This is a genomic window from Sorangium sp. So ce448, assembly GCF_051520915.1.
Classification (GTDB): domain Bacteria; phylum Myxococcota_A; class Polyangia; order Polyangiales; family Polyangiaceae; genus Sorangium; species Sorangium cellulosum_B.
Map to the genome: position 1 here is coordinate 12363767 of NZ_CP150343.1, position 13974 is coordinate 12377740.

A 13974-nucleotide genomic window follows, 5' to 3' on the forward strand; every position below is an offset into this window, starting at 1 on the left:
GCCGAGCCTTTCTTTCAAGGCGTTCCGTTTACGGCGTCGAATTTCTCACGCCTCGGACCGGCATCGTAGGCGCGAAATCCACGCTGAAGCCTGCGGCCACCTCGAGCGTGAAGCGCCGAAGCGCCGCCTTGAGCGCACCGGCCCCTGCCGCGCCATCCGGGCGATCGCTGTGCGAGCGCACGACCCGCGTGCCAGGCGCGGCCAGGATCCGCTTCACGAGCAGGTCTTTCGTGCCCTTGTCGTGCACCCCGAGGGTCGTGCAGAACGCGCGAAGCTCGGGGACGCGGAGGGCGCGGACGACGTCGGGGAGCGGCGCTCGCGAGATCGCAGCGATCAGCGCCGAGCGCGAGCGGCGGTCCGTGGCCTCGAGGTCGAGCGTGTCGAGCAGCGCACGCAGCCGGTCGGCGCCGAGCGTGTCGAGGCACGCCGCTGTCTGCTCAGGGGTGAGCGATCCTTCCACGCGGCGGATGGAAACTCAGAACACTACGGTGGGCAAGCGTCTCGCAGGTCGCCGAGTGGTCGCGTCGTCGTGCCCGGCCGGCCGGCGAGCCCGAGCTGAGCTCGAGTCCACGCAAGCGGCGGGCTCGACGTTCGGCCCAAACTTGCTCACCCCTCTGGTGCCCCCCAGGCCGAATAGCCGACCGATGGCCTCGTGAACGACCCGGACCCCGACCTCATCGCTGAGGGTGACGGCGCGGCTCAGGGTGCTGGCGAGCGAGGCGACCACCGCAGCCCGACCCGACGGATCGGTGGCGGTGAACTCCCCAGGCCCGGGGCTTGACAGTTGGGCCCGGGTTGGAGCCATGCCGTCCGGGGGTGCGATCCGCCGTTACGCTCTCCCTAAATCCCCGCGGATGCGACGGATCGCGACCGTTCGCCCCCGCGAAACAGTCCCGCGGTAGATCTGAGCGGAAACGCACACACGCGGGCGCATGTCAAGCGATCGCACGTGCTCGCCCCGGTCAGCCGTCCAGGCGATCCAGTGAGACAACATGCTCCGTCTCATCAAGTCGGCCACCTGGTCACGCATGGGCGCGTTGCGCTGGCGGACGTGGCGCTCGAGCGCGAGCTCGGCGCCTCCCCGTTGGAAGCGGAAGCCGAGACACGGGTCGGCGGGCTCGGTGACGCCCTCGGACGCGGGTTCGCCAGCGCCGAGCTCGACGTCTATTCGTCGTCCAGAAGCGCGAGCAGCTTGTCGCGCAGCTCTCACTTGACCCGCTGCCGGTTCAGGTCGTCCTCGTAACCGGCTGCGATAGGTGACACCTTGCTCACCCCTTTGATCATCATGAGAGCGTCGATTGTTCGCTCGGCCTCATGATCGTCCAAGTCGCGCCGGAAGTGAACAACCAGGCCTTTGATGGTCATTGCGGCCCCACTCTCCGGGCGAAGTCCTCCACGTTTTCCCGAAATCCGATGATGTCGCGCAGCGCGCCGAGCGCTTTGGCGCGTCGCTTGTAAATCACAGAGAGAGATAGCCCTTCGTCTTCGGCGATCTGGGCCATCGAGACTCCGTTCAGATCGTGTGCCACGAGAACAACGCGCAGCTTCGGATCGAGCTCGTTTAGCGCGTCGATGGTACCCGTCCTGATGCTGTCGGATTCCATCGTAGCAGCGGCATCCGGGGCTGGATCGGTCACGTCGATCGAATCGACGAGCTCCTCCCTGCGGTGCTGCATACGCTGGTGATAGTGTGAAGCAACGTGTACGGTGATCGCGTTCAACCAGCGTTCCGGCCTGCCGCGCTTCGGATCGAATCTGGGCCAGCTCTCCCAGGCATTGAGCCAGACTTGGCCTGCGACGTCGGTACGATGGCACCATGGGACCCCCAGCCTCCCCAGCCAGCGCAGCACAGCACGAACCTGCGCCGGGCAAAACAAGCGCGCGTGCGCGGCGGCGCGCTCGTCTTCATTCGACAGACAAGCCATGGCGTTACCCTTCCCCGCGGGCAATCGCCCGTAATCTGATGGTGCCGCGCGTCCGTCTCATGCGGCACCGGTTCGCGGTCTTCCCCGTCCGCTACCAAAGGAAGACGTCAGCCGTAGCTGCTCAGTTCCCGTAGCGGCGGCATGCTCGCCAGCAGGCTCATGATGGCGTGTAGCTGCGAAGCGCGGCGGCGCTCATCCATGGCTCCCTACGCCCGGAAGTGTCGTGTTCAGCGGCGAGCGCTCTGCGTCCTCCCAGTCGGACGCGTTGGCGGAGCTCGTCCCCTCTTCGACACGCTGTAGCGGGAAGCTCGTCAGCGTGGCGGCGCGCTGGGCGAGCTCCGCCCCCGCGGCGGTGCGGACAGCGAGCGGCGACCGAAGCCGCGGCAGCGGAGGCGGCGGGAGCTTCGCCCGCGGGCTACTGGCCGCAAGCTCGGGAGACGGCACCACGGGCGGAGGAACGTCGAGCGCGCGGGGCGGTATCGTCGGCGGAGTCGGTGGCGCCGAGCTCGGCACCGAGGACGCCGCGGGCAGCGCCGAGCTCTCACGCTTGGCGCTGGGCGCACCGATCTGCATCACCACCGTCGTCTCCGCGTCCGTTCGGTGGTCCTCGTGCAGCCGCCACAGGCGCTCCCAGTACCGCGCTGGCGTGCCGGTGAAGGCTTCCAGCTGCCGGGCAAGGCCGGGCGTCATCGGCAGGTCGCTCCTCAGCAACCGCTCCACCTCCCTCGGTTCCAACCCCGTACTCTCGGCCAGCTTTCTCCTCCACGAAGGCGTCGTCGCGCAGAACGACTCCAGGACCCTCCCCGGCCGGGGAGCGGGGCGCGCTCGGGCGTCTGTCAGCTCTGCAAGCGCCGCGTCGACGTGACAGTCCAGAAGGCGCCGGTATCGATCGCGCTCCCCCGCGGCCTGCTCCTTCGCATCGGTGAGGGCCGCCTCCTCGTCATCTTGCGCGTGCTCGCGCGCCTCGCGAAGCCCGCGCTCTCGTCCCAGCGCTTCGCGCGCGGTGACCGCGAAGCCGATCGCGACGCACGCGATCATCGCGAGCCCGAGCGGCGACACGAGCCACATCGCACCCAGCATGTCTTCCATGAACTTTCGCCTCCTGGACCTGAGCGTTGTTGTCCGACGCAAGCGGGATCTCCGCGTTGCGCTGCGCGAAAGCAGCACCGCTATCCCCGCCTGCCTAGCTGTTGATGGGTAGCCGACGATTCAGCGAAGCTGCCTGAGCAGCTCTTCGCGCTCCGCGGCGAGCCGCCCTTGCGGGAACTGCCGCGCGTGGGCCTCAAGCAGCCGCTGAGCCTCGACGTCAGCCATGACGTCGTTGGCCTCGATGGCCCTCCGCGCCTGGTTGACCAGGCTCCTCTCGACCTCGCCGGCGGTCGGTCGAACGGCGCTCGCCGGAGGCGCGGCCCGGCGACTTCTCGTCTTCGCGTTCGAGGAAGCGGGCGTGCCGGTCGCCATCGCTTCGCCGCGCGCGCTTCCGTGTTCCGTGCGCGACGAGATCTCGTGCGCAGTCGCCGCGGCGGGCGCCGCTGCGTCGGGCATCCCGTCTCCACCGGCAGGCCCCGCGGCGCTCTGGGCGCCATCTCGCGCCGGGGGCGTCACGGTGTCCTGCTCGGCGGGCGCGGTGGCAGGGGCGCGGACCGCCGCCACCCTGATCCACGATTCCAGGTCGGGCAAGGGCGGCACGGCGGAGACGAGCGCGCCGGTCAGCAGGACGAGCGCGGCCTGAACGACGATCCTCAGGCCCAGCCGGCGCAGCGAGGCCACCCACGACGCGCGGCGGCCGAAGCCCAGTGCAAGCGGCACGCAGATGCTCCCGTCCCTTCCCTGAGAGCGCTCCTGCGCCTGCCACCGTCCCCCCTGCACCTCGAGCTCCTTGTGCGCCCGCCGGTGTCGCGTCTTCACCGTGTCCAGCGGGAGCCCCTGCTCGGCGGCGATCTCGGCGAGCGGGACCTCCTCGAGGTCGTGCTTGATCACGAGATCCCGGTACTTGGGCTCGAGTTGGTCGATCAGCTGCCGGGTGAGCTTTTCCCGCTGCCGTCTGCGGAGCAGCTCTTCCGGCGTGGGGAGCTCATCTCGGATCTCGCGCTCATCGAACGACGTGAGCACCTCGCCGCGGCAGCGCGCGTCCCGGACGTGATTGCGCGCCTGGTTGACGGCGATCGTGACGCGGTACGGCCCCGGGTCGCCGCCCGGCTCGATCCGTTGGTCGGCGTCGAGCCCCCGCAGCAGCGCTTCCTGGGCGATATCCTCGGCGTTTCGCGCCGGTACACCGTGGCGCCTGGCCAGGCGCCGGAAGAGCTCGAAGCCGGGGGAGTCGGTTTCTGGCTTGGCCACGGTAAGCAGCACACGTGAGGCGGCCCAAAAGGTTCAGAGAAATGAGTCGAGGAGCAACTTCGGTCGGATAATGTGCGCCATGTAGTTTCTTGGGCTACGCTTGGCCATGTCTGACGGATGGTTGAACGCATTCCCTCATCCGACCGCCAATTCCCACCGAAGCCGCCGAGACGTGGCGGTTTCTGCCGGTTGACGCCTAGCAGCCGGCGTCGGTACCGTCGCGGCATGCGTTGCATTGCGCATTCGCTCTCGATTTTTCTTGCGCTCGGGGCCGCAACAGGCGTCCCGAACTCGGCCAGCGCGGACAATATCCATCCGAAGGCGGGACCGAGCGACCGATCGACGGTGAAGGAGCATGTTCGCCGTGGTCAGAAAGCGCGCAAGGCCGGGCTGTGGACCGAGGCAACCGCTGAATACAAGGCAGCTTTGGAGGCCGCGGACGCGGCGACCAGCACCGAGGTGGAGCGCGCGGAGCTCGCCGGTGAGCTCGGCCTTTGCGAGCTCGCGCTGCACAAGTACCGCGACGCGGCCGAGCACCTGGCCAGGAGCCTAGAACAGCGCGAAGCGTTGCCGGAAGCGCTCCAGCAGCGATTCGAGGCAGGGCAGCGCAAGGCAGCGCCGCACGTCGCGCGGCTCGTGCTCGGCGTCGATCCGCCCGACGCCGAGGTGCTCGTCGACGGCAAGCGCATCGGCCGGACCGCGCGGACCTACACGCTGTTCTTCGAGCCGGGCCAACACATGGTGCGGGGCCGTGCACCGGGCTGCAAGGACGCGCTTCATTCCTTGCGCGCCGTGGCGGGCGCGGAGCACGAGTTCACGATGCCGTTGCTGTGTGCAGCGGCGAGCGGCACCAAGGAGGCGAGAAGTTCCAAGGGGACCGCGACCGCGACGCCGACTCCGGTGCGCGCTTTGCCCGCTCCGCGCGCGCAGGCCCCTAGCCCGTGGGCCTCGTGGCCGGGCACGCTGCGTGTCGTGGGAATCTCGCTCGCGACGGGCACCGTATCGGCAGGCGCGATCCTCATGATCAGCGCCAGCAAGCTCGATCAGGACATGAGCGCGCGGCGTGACCAGCTCCAGAGCAACCCCAGATCGAGCTCGTCCATGTGCTGGCAAGCGCCAGATCGCTCGCCATGCGGCGAGCTGCGGCGCCTGCGCGACGCGCGCAACCTGTCCGACCGGGTGGGCATGGCCCTGGTCATCACGGGCGGTGTGATCGGCGCGGCCACCGCCGCGTCCTTCTTCACCGACTTCTCCTTCCTGGGACGCACGCCAGCTCAGGATGGGGTCAATGTATCGCCCGTCGTGACCGGGCACGAGACGGGCGTGAGCATCGAGGGGGTGTGGTAACCATGCCGGGTACCGAGGGGATGCGGCCACGGGAAGACCGAAGAGCGTTGGCCGCCGCCGTTGCTATCGTGGTCTGTGCGTGGGGAGCGAGCAGCACGCTGCTAGCTTGCACTTCGTACCGCGACGATTGCTGGGAAGTGATGGAGTGCGCCCCTGCGCCTGAGCCGACTCTCTGTGACGGCAACCCAGCGACGGCAATGGCGCTCGACGAGTGCGGGGTGTTCGTCAGCGAGCAGGGCGACGACAACAGCCCCGGAACGAAGGACGCGCCGGTGAAGACTCTGCAACACGCGATTGGGCTCGCCGCGCATGGGCGAAGCCACGACGAGAAGCCGACCCGGCGCGTGTACGCGTGCGGAGGGGAGTTCGCGGAGACGATCACGCTGCCCTCGGGGGTCGACCTCTGGGGCGGGCGCCTGTGTGACGGCGGGGATTGGTCGTACGAGGGGTCATTCGGCGGGCCGGAGCACCCGACGATCATCGCTCCGCCGGGGGGGATCCCGCTGAGGGTGATCGCAGGCGAAAAGGAGGGCAAGACGTCAACGGTCTTCGGCGCGAGCGTCAAGGCGGCCGGCGCCTCGGCACCCGACGGCAAGTCGTCGATCGCGGTGATCTTGAGCGCGGGGGCCAGGGCGATCGTGCGGGAAAGCGTGATCGTCGCGGGCGACGGCAAGGACGGGGAGCCGGGGAAGGACGCGCCGAGCTTCCGCGCGAATGCCGGCATGTTGGGGAACGACGGCGCGAACGCCTGCACCACGGACTCCCCGACGGGCGCGCTGGCAGTCGTGACTGTGTGCGACGATGGCGTCGAGTCCACCGGAGGCTACGGGGGCGACGGTGGGCTCGAGTCGGGAGGCGATGGCGCTCCGGGGCAGCCGCGGCCCGCGGAGAATCCAGAAGGCAACGGCCTTGGAGGCACTGGCGCGGGCAGCGCGCGTTGCGGTGATGGCGAAAACGGGATGGACGGCCCTGACGCCGGTCGCGCGGACGGTGCTGTTGGCGCAGGCTACCTCACCGAAAACGGCTGGATGGGAATCCGCGGTGATGATGGAAAGAGGGGCGGCGTCGGTCAAGGAGGGGGCGGCGGTGGCGGCAGCAAATCGCGGGGAGCGATGGGGGCGTGCCCAGCTGGCCGCCCGCAGGCCGGCGCAGGTGGCGGCTCCGGTGGCAGCGGCGGCTGCGGTGGCCTTGGGGGCAAAGGCGGTGGCTATGGCGGGTCGAGCATCGGCGTCGTTGCCCTGCAGGGAAGCGCGGTGACGCTCGAGGCGACTCGGGTGACTACGGGCAACGGTGGCAACGGCGGGGTCGGCGGCACAGGCCAACCGGGCGGAGGGGGCGCCGTCGGCCGCTATGGAGGAACGCCTCCTCCCGGTGTTAGTGAGATGTGGCCCGCGTGCAAGGGGGGCACCGGAGGCGACGGCGGTCGCGGGGGCGACGCCGGCGGCGGCCTCGGAGGATCCTCCTACGGCGTCGCTGCTCACAGCGCCTACGTGGGCATCGGGCCGGACTCTCCTGTACAGCTTGGAAAACCTGGCCAGGGCGGCAGCGCAGGCAATGCAGGACCAGATGACGAGGTGGGGATGGGCGAGGATGGCGACTCCATGCCTTACCGTCAATTCGACGTGCCCAATCCCGCCCCGCCCCGCTGATTGTCCCCCTCGCTACGACACGACATCGAGGAAGAACGATGCGAACCACAAGAGCGATCCATCTGTCCCCCGCGCTGCTGCTCGCCCTGGCCGGCTGCGGCACCGCGCCGGGCCCCAACGAGCCTGGCGGACCGGCGTGCGACGGCACCTCGTCGTGTCAAGGCGAGGCGCCGCCGGAGTCGGTCTGCCTCGAGCGTCTCGCCGCCGATGTGTGGGAGGATGGATGCGGCGTGTTCGTGGGGGGCGTCTGGGGCAGCGGCGACGACGCGAACCCCGGCACGACCAAAGACAAGCCGGTGCGCACGCTGCAGCGCGGCGTGGAGCTCGCGCGTACCGGCCGAGGGCGCGTCTTCGCGTGCGCCGACGGGTTCTTCGGGCCCCTGACGCTGCCTTCCGGCGTGGATCTCATCGGGGGGTTCGGCTGCGTGAGCTGGAAGCGCCAGGCCGACACGCGCTCTGTGCTTCAGATTTCGGACAGGCCGGACATCGTCCTGACCGTTGTGCCAGCAAGCGACGGCGACAGCGGCGCCGCGGACGGGGTATCGACAATCGTCGACATGATCTTGGATGGGTGGGGCCCGATCACGATGCTTGTTCGCTCCAACACGGCCGTGGAGCTCATCCGGAGCGAGCTCCGCACCTCCTACGGATGGGCAGGCCACGATGGCGAGAAATGGGGCGGGCTAAACCAGGCACCGCGCGGACCGGATGGCGTGTATGGCGGCGATGCGTGCTCGGCAGACACGGTCCCCGGCGGCCCGGCGGTGATGAATCCGTGCGATGGCGGAATCCCGAGCGCCGGTGGCAAGGGAGGCGACGGGCGCGCCGACGGCGCTGGAGATGGGGAGGCCGGCGAGCCCGTACCCGAGCCGGACCCCGGCCACGATGGGCAGGGAGGACTTGGCAACCGGGCAGACGGTGGTTGCAGCGGCGGCTTCACCGGGAAAAACGGCATGTGGGGTACCGTCGGCGCCGCGGGTCAGGGCATCGGGCGTATCACCGAGACAGGATGGGAGGCCGACTGGGCAGGCGACGGCGATAGGGGCATGCCGGGTCAAGGCGGCGGCGGGGGCGGTGGCCGTCGAGGCGGCCTCGCGGTGTGCGGCGTGGCGTCGAAGGGAGGCGCTGGCGGCGGCTCCGGAGGCGCAGGTGGCTGCGGTGGGCGAGGCGGTCGAGGGGGTGAGAACGGCCACCCGACGATCGGGATCGTCGCGCTCCACGCCAACCTGACGGTACGCGACACCGTGATCGAGACGCTCGCCGGGGGACCGGGTGGCGACGGCGGGCCACCCGAGCAAGGGGGCAAAGGCGGTCGAGGCGAACTGGGTGGCGCCGTGGGAGACGGCACCTGGTCCTGCAAAGGTGGCGACGGCGGCCTAGGGGGCGATGGCGGCTACGGCGGCCCCGGGCGCGGCGGCGACTCGATCGGCATCGCCTACCTCGACGAAGCTCGGCTCACGCTCGAGGGGGTCACCTATACTCTCGGACCGCCGGGGAAGGGCGGCGTGAGCTGGGATTGGTCTGGCGAAGAGATCCGGGGGGAGGACGGCACCCGGGTCGAAACGCTGCGTTTCCCTGAATAGGATCACGACACTTCAGGCGAACCCTGTAGTGACAGGGCGCCGACGGTGGCACGCTCGGAGCTCCACGAGGGCGCCCGCGGGCCTGCTGGTGGCGATGTGGACAGCCACGCTGCGCCCCAGGAGCACGACGCTGAGACATCGCTCGCGGAGCTCGCCGGCGAGGGTCACGAGCTCAGCGGCCTCCGCCTCGACCCCGCGGCCGGTCCGCGGGCCGTGGCGCCACGCACCCCCAAGCACACCTCTCCGGTTCCGCGACTGTCCGCGCATTGAGGACGGACAACCTGGCGCTCGGGGCGCGATCCACGGCCGAGCAATGTCCTAGCGCTTTGGTGGGGACGCTTGCTTCTGGAAAACGTGCGGGCGAGGGTGCGCGAGCGAGAAAAATCGCGGGGTGGAGGCAATGAGCATGGGCGAAAGATCCAGACCGAGCCGACGGAGGACGATCCTTGCGGTCGCTGTGGCCGCCCTGGCGTTCGGCGCCGCGGGGGCAGGTTGTTTGTGGAAGTTCGGGGACGACACGTTCGGGAGCTTCTGCGCGGCCTCGGTGGGCGGCGAGGAGCACTGCGTGGGCGAGAACGTGGGACCGGGCGCCGCATGGGCCCAGGCCGAGAAGGACGGCGCCCTGCCCATCGAGGTGTGGGCCACCTGGCCGAACAACAAGACGCCGGAGGAGATCGTCGCGAGCGAAACCTCGCTCGGCGTCTGGTTCGGCCACATCGACGAGGCGATCGCGTACGTGCGCGACGACGCGAGGAACGCCGAGTCCCTGCGGGCGACGCTCGCTGGCAAGCTCGCGCGGCTGCTCGACGAGGCGAGGGACCGCCAGAGGGTGCTGCTCGCGGAGGCACCGGTCGACGCGGCCGGCAACTTCAGGGCGGCGATGCTCGACAAGGCCAGCGCCGAGAGGGAGCCACTCGCCGCCACGCTCGCGGCCGACAGGCAGGCGATGGCGGCCGTGCAGGTGATCTTCGACCAGGCCCGGGACGAGGCCGCCCCGCTGCGATCGAAATACGCGGGCGTCGCGGCGCGCTTCGCCGCGTACCGCGCGACCGAGGCGGCGGAGACGGCTGCGTACGCGGCGCTCTCGGCGCAGGCGTCGCAGTCGGACATCGACGGTCTCGACGGCGTGGAGCAGGCCGTGCTCGCGGCGGCGCGCGAGGCGAGCCGCGCGCCCGGCGAGCTCACCGCGGATATCCTGGGGTGGTCGGCGACGCTCCAGGTCTTCGCGGCCTCCTTCGATGAGGCGATGGCGCCGCACAGGGAGCTGCTCGCCACGCACGGCGCCGTGCTGCCGGACATGACGTCGGGCGCGCTGCGCTCGCTGAACGCGATGCTGGGTTACGTGAAGGGTCGCGTCGCCCGGAGCGACGCGACTGCGGCGGCGCTGCTCGGCGGCATCGCGCTGCGCCGGCAGGCGCTCCGCGTGCTGCAGATGGACGAGGGGGCGCGCGAGGCCGTCGCAGGGGCGCGGACGCGCAAGGGGTCGAACGCCTTCGAGCAGCGTGCGCGCGCGCAGGTCGCGGCGCTCTCGGCGGCGCCGCCGGTGAGCGAGAAGCTCGGGCTGCCGCTCTTGGCCGAGCGCTGCGGGGAGCTCCTGGCGCTGGCGCAGCTGCGACCGCTCTGCGAGGCGGCGGGGTCGTCCTGGCGCGAGGCCGGGTGCGCCGAGCTCCGGGGGCGGTTCGACGCCGCCGAGGCCGAGCTCGAGACGGGGCTGCCGCGGAAGATCGCGGCGGGGCTCGCGACGCTGCGGGAGAAGAGGATGGCTGCGGCGGCGCTCGACGCGGCGCAGGCGAGGCTCGACGCGGGCGACGTGAAGGGCGCCGCGATCGCGTATGACGCCGCGGTGCGCGGGGCGGAGGGGATATGAGGCGGTCGAAGAAGGACGTTGCGCTCCGTGGCTTTCACGCTGCGGTGCTGCGGAAGCTCGTCGCGCTGGTCACGATGATGGCTGTGCTGGCGCCGTCGGTGGGGTGGGCGGGAACGCCGTACACTTTGCTCTGGAACGGGCGCGAGGACGCGACCTCATGCGGGAAGGCCGAGCTGGAGACGGAGGGCGAGGCCTTCTTCGAGGTGAACCAGACGCCGCTGCCCACATACTCGCTTCCGGACGCGCTGCGGATCGAAGCCGATGGCTCCCAGAGCAACATCTTCGAGGCGGAGTTCGACTCGGTGCTGCTCCGTATGGGCAGCAACGACTTCCACTTCCGGGTCCACACCGTCAACGGCGGCGACTGGTGTACCCACTCGCACGAGGTGGTGCACCTCGTCTCGGAGCCGCTCGGGCTGAACAAGCCGCTCTTCGATATCCGCCGCGATGGGGCCGGCTTTGAGGGCAAGAGGAGCGTCGACCTGAGCCTCGCGGAGATCAACCCGGCGCTGGCGCGCGACATCGAGATCCTGCTGGCCGAGATCGCCAAGGAGCGCGCGGCGCTCGTGGCGAACGCACGGAAGGTGGGTCGGCTGGCGGAGAAGCTGGACCTGCTCCAGCAGCTCGACACCGAGCTCAAGGACCTTGTGAGCCGACCGCTGGACGAGATCTCGCGGACCGACCTCGAGGCGATCCTGGACCGGTATGAGGACGCGGTCGCGCCGGAGACGCGCGCGGCGATGGAGCAGCTCGTCGACGACCTGAAGAAGAGCGTCAGCGATCTCGAGGACGAGCTCGCGCGGCTGATGGACGAGTTCGGCGCGCAGGCCGACGAGGTGGCGGACCTGGCGACGGAAGACGCGCGCGCCGAAGGATGGGATCCGGACGATCCGCAGGCGTACGCGCTCGGGGAGAGCGAGGTGCCGTGGGTCGAGGTGCCCGACATCGCGGAGGTGGAGGGGGCGTTCGACGAGGGTAGGGATCCCTACGAAGCGTACGCGGACGCGGTGCTCGCGGCGCTGGAGGCGGACGTGAGCGGCCGGGTGGTGGTCTTTCGGGCAGACTTCGTGGCGAACGTGAGGGCGTGGCGAGCCAACAGCGCGGCGCTGGAGATTGCGTTGCGCGACCGGATGGGCGTGTCGCTCGCGGAGACCAACGCGTTCCTGAACGCGCAGAACCGGATCACGGGGTTCGTGCGGCAGTTCATGGATGCGTCGGACTGGTTCATCGAGACGCCGATCCCGCCGGATCTGCGGGCGCAGGTGGACACGGTGCTGAAGCCGCGGTTCGACGCGCTCGCGGACCAGATGAAGGACAACCTCAACCTGTGGACAGGGGACGGGTTCGACTTGGAGCAGACGCAGCTCTACCAGACGATCAGCGCGTTCGCGGGGGCGATGTCGACGGTCGGCGAGGGCTTCGAGGCGTACGCGGAGGTGATGCAGACGCTGGTGCACGCGACGACGCGCATCGGGGTGGGCTTCGTGCCGGTGGTGGGGCCGGCGCTCGACCTGTGCGAGGCGGTGACCGGGAAGGCGTGGTGCCTGCCGTCGGGCGAGGAGCTGAGCGACGAGGAGCGGATCTTCTCGGGGATGGGGTTCGGACTCGGCGCGGTCGGGCCGATGTGGCGCGCGGTCAAGATCAGCAGCGGGCTGCGGCCGGCGGCGATCCGGGTGGCCGGGGAGATCGCCGAGATCGAGGAGGTGTTCGCCAAGATCGTGAAAACGAACCGCGTCCGGGGGTACAAGAACCTCCGCGGGGCGATCACGACCGAGGCGGTGAATATCTTCGAGAAGAAGGCGGCCAAGTTCCTGGTGGACGACGGAAGAGCGCTCATCGGGGTCGGCGACGACGGCGTGCGCAGGGTGCTCGACATTCCGAAGGAGTCACGCCCTCATACCATCGAGGGGAAGGCGCCGGACTTCGTCACGTTACGTGGAGGGAACGAGCTGATTCTCAGCGAGGCAAAAGGCGGGGATCCTGTCATCGTGAAGGATCTGATCGAGCAGTTGACGAACGCGATGGAAACGCTGAAGACGAAGTGGGGACTCGATGGCGACGTGGCCCGCTTGGAGGTCATCATGAAGCAAGGCGCGAAGTTCAATAACCGGAACATCGGCGTGCGGGACGGCTACATGGTCAACCTGCGCACGGGCAAGCCCGTCACCGTGGACAACAAGGTCATCATGGTGATCCGGCTATGAGCGATGCCGGCCCCATGTTCTACGCGTGGTGTGACGAGGCAGACCGGGTCGACGCGCTCGCGGCAGCGCTGCCGGCGCTGGTGATCCCGGGAGACCTGATCCGCGTGGCGATGGACAACGACATCTGGCGCAAAACGCACTCCCTGGAGGAAGTGATCGCGACGGTCCGCGCCAACTTCTCCGGATGGATCAACGCGGACGTCTCGTCTGGTGTCACGCTGCGCCACCCCGAGCGCGACGTCTGCTTCGGCATCGCGTGCTACACCGAAGAATGCGAACGTGACTGTCCGTTCGGCCCCCTCGTCTTGCGTGTGTGCGACAGCTCGGATTTCTTCCGCTCTGACCTCGACCTCGCCTGGGGCAGGGGCCCGCGCTCGATCGAGGCCGAGGCTGCGGTGTCGTGGCACATGATTCAGGACGACCTCGAGGACCTCCTGCTCCGCTTTTGTGCACCGGACGCGAGCGGACGGATCCAGACGGGTGCGTGTACGCAGGCGGGGTACTGGGTCGCGCCGGTCGAGATGTGCGCGACCTACAACGCGAACACTGCGGAACTCGCGCGCGACCTCGCCCTGTCGTGGGTGAGCCTCCACGGCAACGAGAGCGTCTCCCGCATCGCTGGCACGTCCCTGGAGGCCCTGCACGCGCGCGTCGACGCGGCGCCGCGCGGCGCGCGCGTGCCCATGAAAGGCAAGAGCGATCTCGCGCGCTCGCTCTCGCGCGAGACGGTCCTCAAGGCGCTCGCCACGCCGTCGGCGGTGCTCCTCGAAGCGCTCGAGGCGGCGGCGGTGCCCGACGACGCGTGGCGCGCGGCGGAGCCCCACGCGCGCGAAATCATGGAGCTGCTCCGCCAGATCGGAAAGGCCCCCGAGGGCGAGGGCCCGCCCGCCTGGCGAGCGGACATCACGACGCGCAGGCACACCCGGTTCCTCGAGGAGCACGCCCCCTTCCACGTGCGCCGCCTCCCGAGTGGCGGCGTGGTGCTCGTCACGCACCCCTACCGCACGCTGTGGCCGCTCTGGTCTGATGCTCTCTTCGTGCTGGGCCTGATGTCCTGAC

11 protein-coding genes are annotated in these 13974 nt (G+C 69.7%); 6 read left to right on the forward strand and 5 right to left on the reverse strand.

Annotation, left to right across the window (positions count from 1 at the left end):
* Window positions 1-28: 28 nt before the first annotated feature.
* The 5 genes from WMF45_RS46480 to WMF45_RS46500 all read right to left on the reverse strand — a co-directional run bounded on the left by WMF45_RS46480 (window position 29) and on the right by WMF45_RS46500 (window position 4265).
* Window positions 29-460 (reverse strand): SAP domain-containing protein, encoded by a 432-nt coding sequence (locus tag WMF45_RS46480; protein WP_437713238.1) that lies wholly within the window; start codon window positions 458-460, stop codon window positions 29-31.
* Window positions 461-1206: 746 nt separating this feature from the next.
* Entirely contained in the window at window positions 1207-1365 is a 159-nt protein-coding gene (locus tag WMF45_RS46485; RefSeq protein WP_437713240.1) for a hypothetical protein, read from the reverse strand.
* Entirely contained in the window at window positions 1362-1925 is a 564-nt protein-coding gene (locus tag WMF45_RS46490) for a sigma-70 family RNA polymerase sigma factor (protein WP_437713242.1), read from the reverse strand. The genes WMF45_RS46485 and WMF45_RS46490 overlap by 4 nt, the downstream gene beginning before the upstream one ends.
* A gap of 192 nt (window positions 1926-2117) precedes the next feature.
* On the reverse strand, window positions 2118-3014 hold the full coding sequence (locus WMF45_RS46495; protein ID WP_437713243.1) for a helix-turn-helix transcriptional regulator: 897 nt from the start codon (window positions 3012-3014) through the stop codon (window positions 2118-2120).
* A 120-nt stretch (window positions 3015-3134) separates the two neighbouring features.
* Window positions 3135-4265: an RNA polymerase sigma factor gene (locus tag WMF45_RS46500; protein ID WP_437713245.1), complete on the reverse strand. Its 1131-nt coding sequence runs from the start codon at window positions 4263-4265 to the stop codon at window positions 3135-3137.
* A 117-nt stretch (window positions 4266-4382) separates the two neighbouring features.
* Here WMF45_RS46500 and WMF45_RS46505 point away from each other — a divergent pair, with 117 nt between their 5' ends.
* The 6 genes from WMF45_RS46505 to WMF45_RS46530 all read left to right on the forward strand — a co-directional run bounded on the left by WMF45_RS46505 (window position 4383) and on the right by WMF45_RS46530 (window position 13973).
* The gene (locus tag WMF45_RS46505; protein WP_437713246.1) at window positions 4383-5612 is read left to right on the forward strand and encodes a hypothetical protein; all 1230 of its coding nucleotides are present in this window, start codon (window positions 4383-4385) and stop codon (window positions 5610-5612) included.
* 20 nt (window positions 5613-5632) lie between these two features.
* On the forward strand, window positions 5633-7261 hold the full coding sequence (locus tag WMF45_RS46510) for a hypothetical protein (protein ID WP_437719654.1): 1629 nt from the start codon (window positions 5633-5635) through the stop codon (window positions 7259-7261).
* Between the two features lie 38 nt (window positions 7262-7299).
* Window positions 7300-8844 carry a hypothetical protein gene (locus tag WMF45_RS46515; RefSeq protein WP_437713248.1) on the forward strand — a complete coding sequence of 515 codons (1545 nt, stop codon included), beginning with the start codon at window positions 7300-7302 and terminating at the stop codon, window positions 8842-8844.
* 406 nt (window positions 8845-9250) lie between these two features.
* Window positions 9251-10711 (forward strand): hypothetical protein, encoded by a 1461-nt coding sequence (locus WMF45_RS46520; RefSeq protein WP_437713250.1) that lies wholly within the window; start codon window positions 9251-9253, stop codon window positions 10709-10711.
* A complete protein-coding gene (locus WMF45_RS46525) occupies window positions 10708-12915 on the forward strand; it encodes a hypothetical protein (RefSeq protein ID WP_437713252.1) in 2208 nt (735 codons plus the stop codon). The genes WMF45_RS46520 and WMF45_RS46525 overlap by 4 nt, the downstream gene beginning before the upstream one ends.
* On the forward strand, window positions 12912-13973 hold the full coding sequence (locus tag WMF45_RS46530) for a hypothetical protein (RefSeq protein ID WP_437713253.1): 1062 nt from the start codon (window positions 12912-12914) through the stop codon (window positions 13971-13973). Before WMF45_RS46525 ends, WMF45_RS46530 begins: the two co-directional genes overlap by 4 nt.
* Window position 13974: the final 1 nt, after the last annotated feature.

What these genes read in the sequence shown, in the direction of transcription:
- WMF45_RS46485 (WP_437713240.1), bottom strand. Translation starts at nt 1,365, where the DNA reads ATGACCATCAAAGGCCTGGTTGTTCACTTCCGGCGCGACTTGGACGAT.
- WMF45_RS46490 (WP_437713242.1), bottom strand. Translation starts at nt 1,925, where the DNA reads ATGGCTTGTCTGTCGAATGAAGACGAGCGCGCCGCCGCGCACGCGCGC.
- WMF45_RS46495 (WP_437713243.1), bottom strand. Translation starts at nt 3,014, where the DNA reads ATGGAAGACATGCTGGGTGCGATGTGGCTCGTGTCGCCGCTCGGGCTC.
- WMF45_RS46505 (WP_437713246.1), top strand. Translation starts at nt 4,383, where the DNA reads ATGGTTGAACGCATTCCCTCATCCGACCGCCAATTCCCACCGAAGCCG.
- WMF45_RS46510 (WP_437719654.1), top strand. Translation starts at nt 5,633, where the DNA reads ATGCGGCCACGGGAAGACCGAAGAGCGTTGGCCGCCGCCGTTGCTATC.
- WMF45_RS46515 (WP_437713248.1), top strand. Translation starts at nt 7,300, where the DNA reads ATGCGAACCACAAGAGCGATCCATCTGTCCCCCGCGCTGCTGCTCGCC.
- WMF45_RS46520 (WP_437713250.1), top strand. Translation starts at nt 9,251, where the DNA reads ATGGGCGAAAGATCCAGACCGAGCCGACGGAGGACGATCCTTGCGGTC.
- WMF45_RS46525 (WP_437713252.1), top strand. Translation starts at nt 10,708, where the DNA reads ATGAGGCGGTCGAAGAAGGACGTTGCGCTCCGTGGCTTTCACGCTGCG.
- WMF45_RS46530 (WP_437713253.1), top strand. Translation starts at nt 12,912, where the DNA reads ATGAGCGATGCCGGCCCCATGTTCTACGCGTGGTGTGACGAGGCAGAC.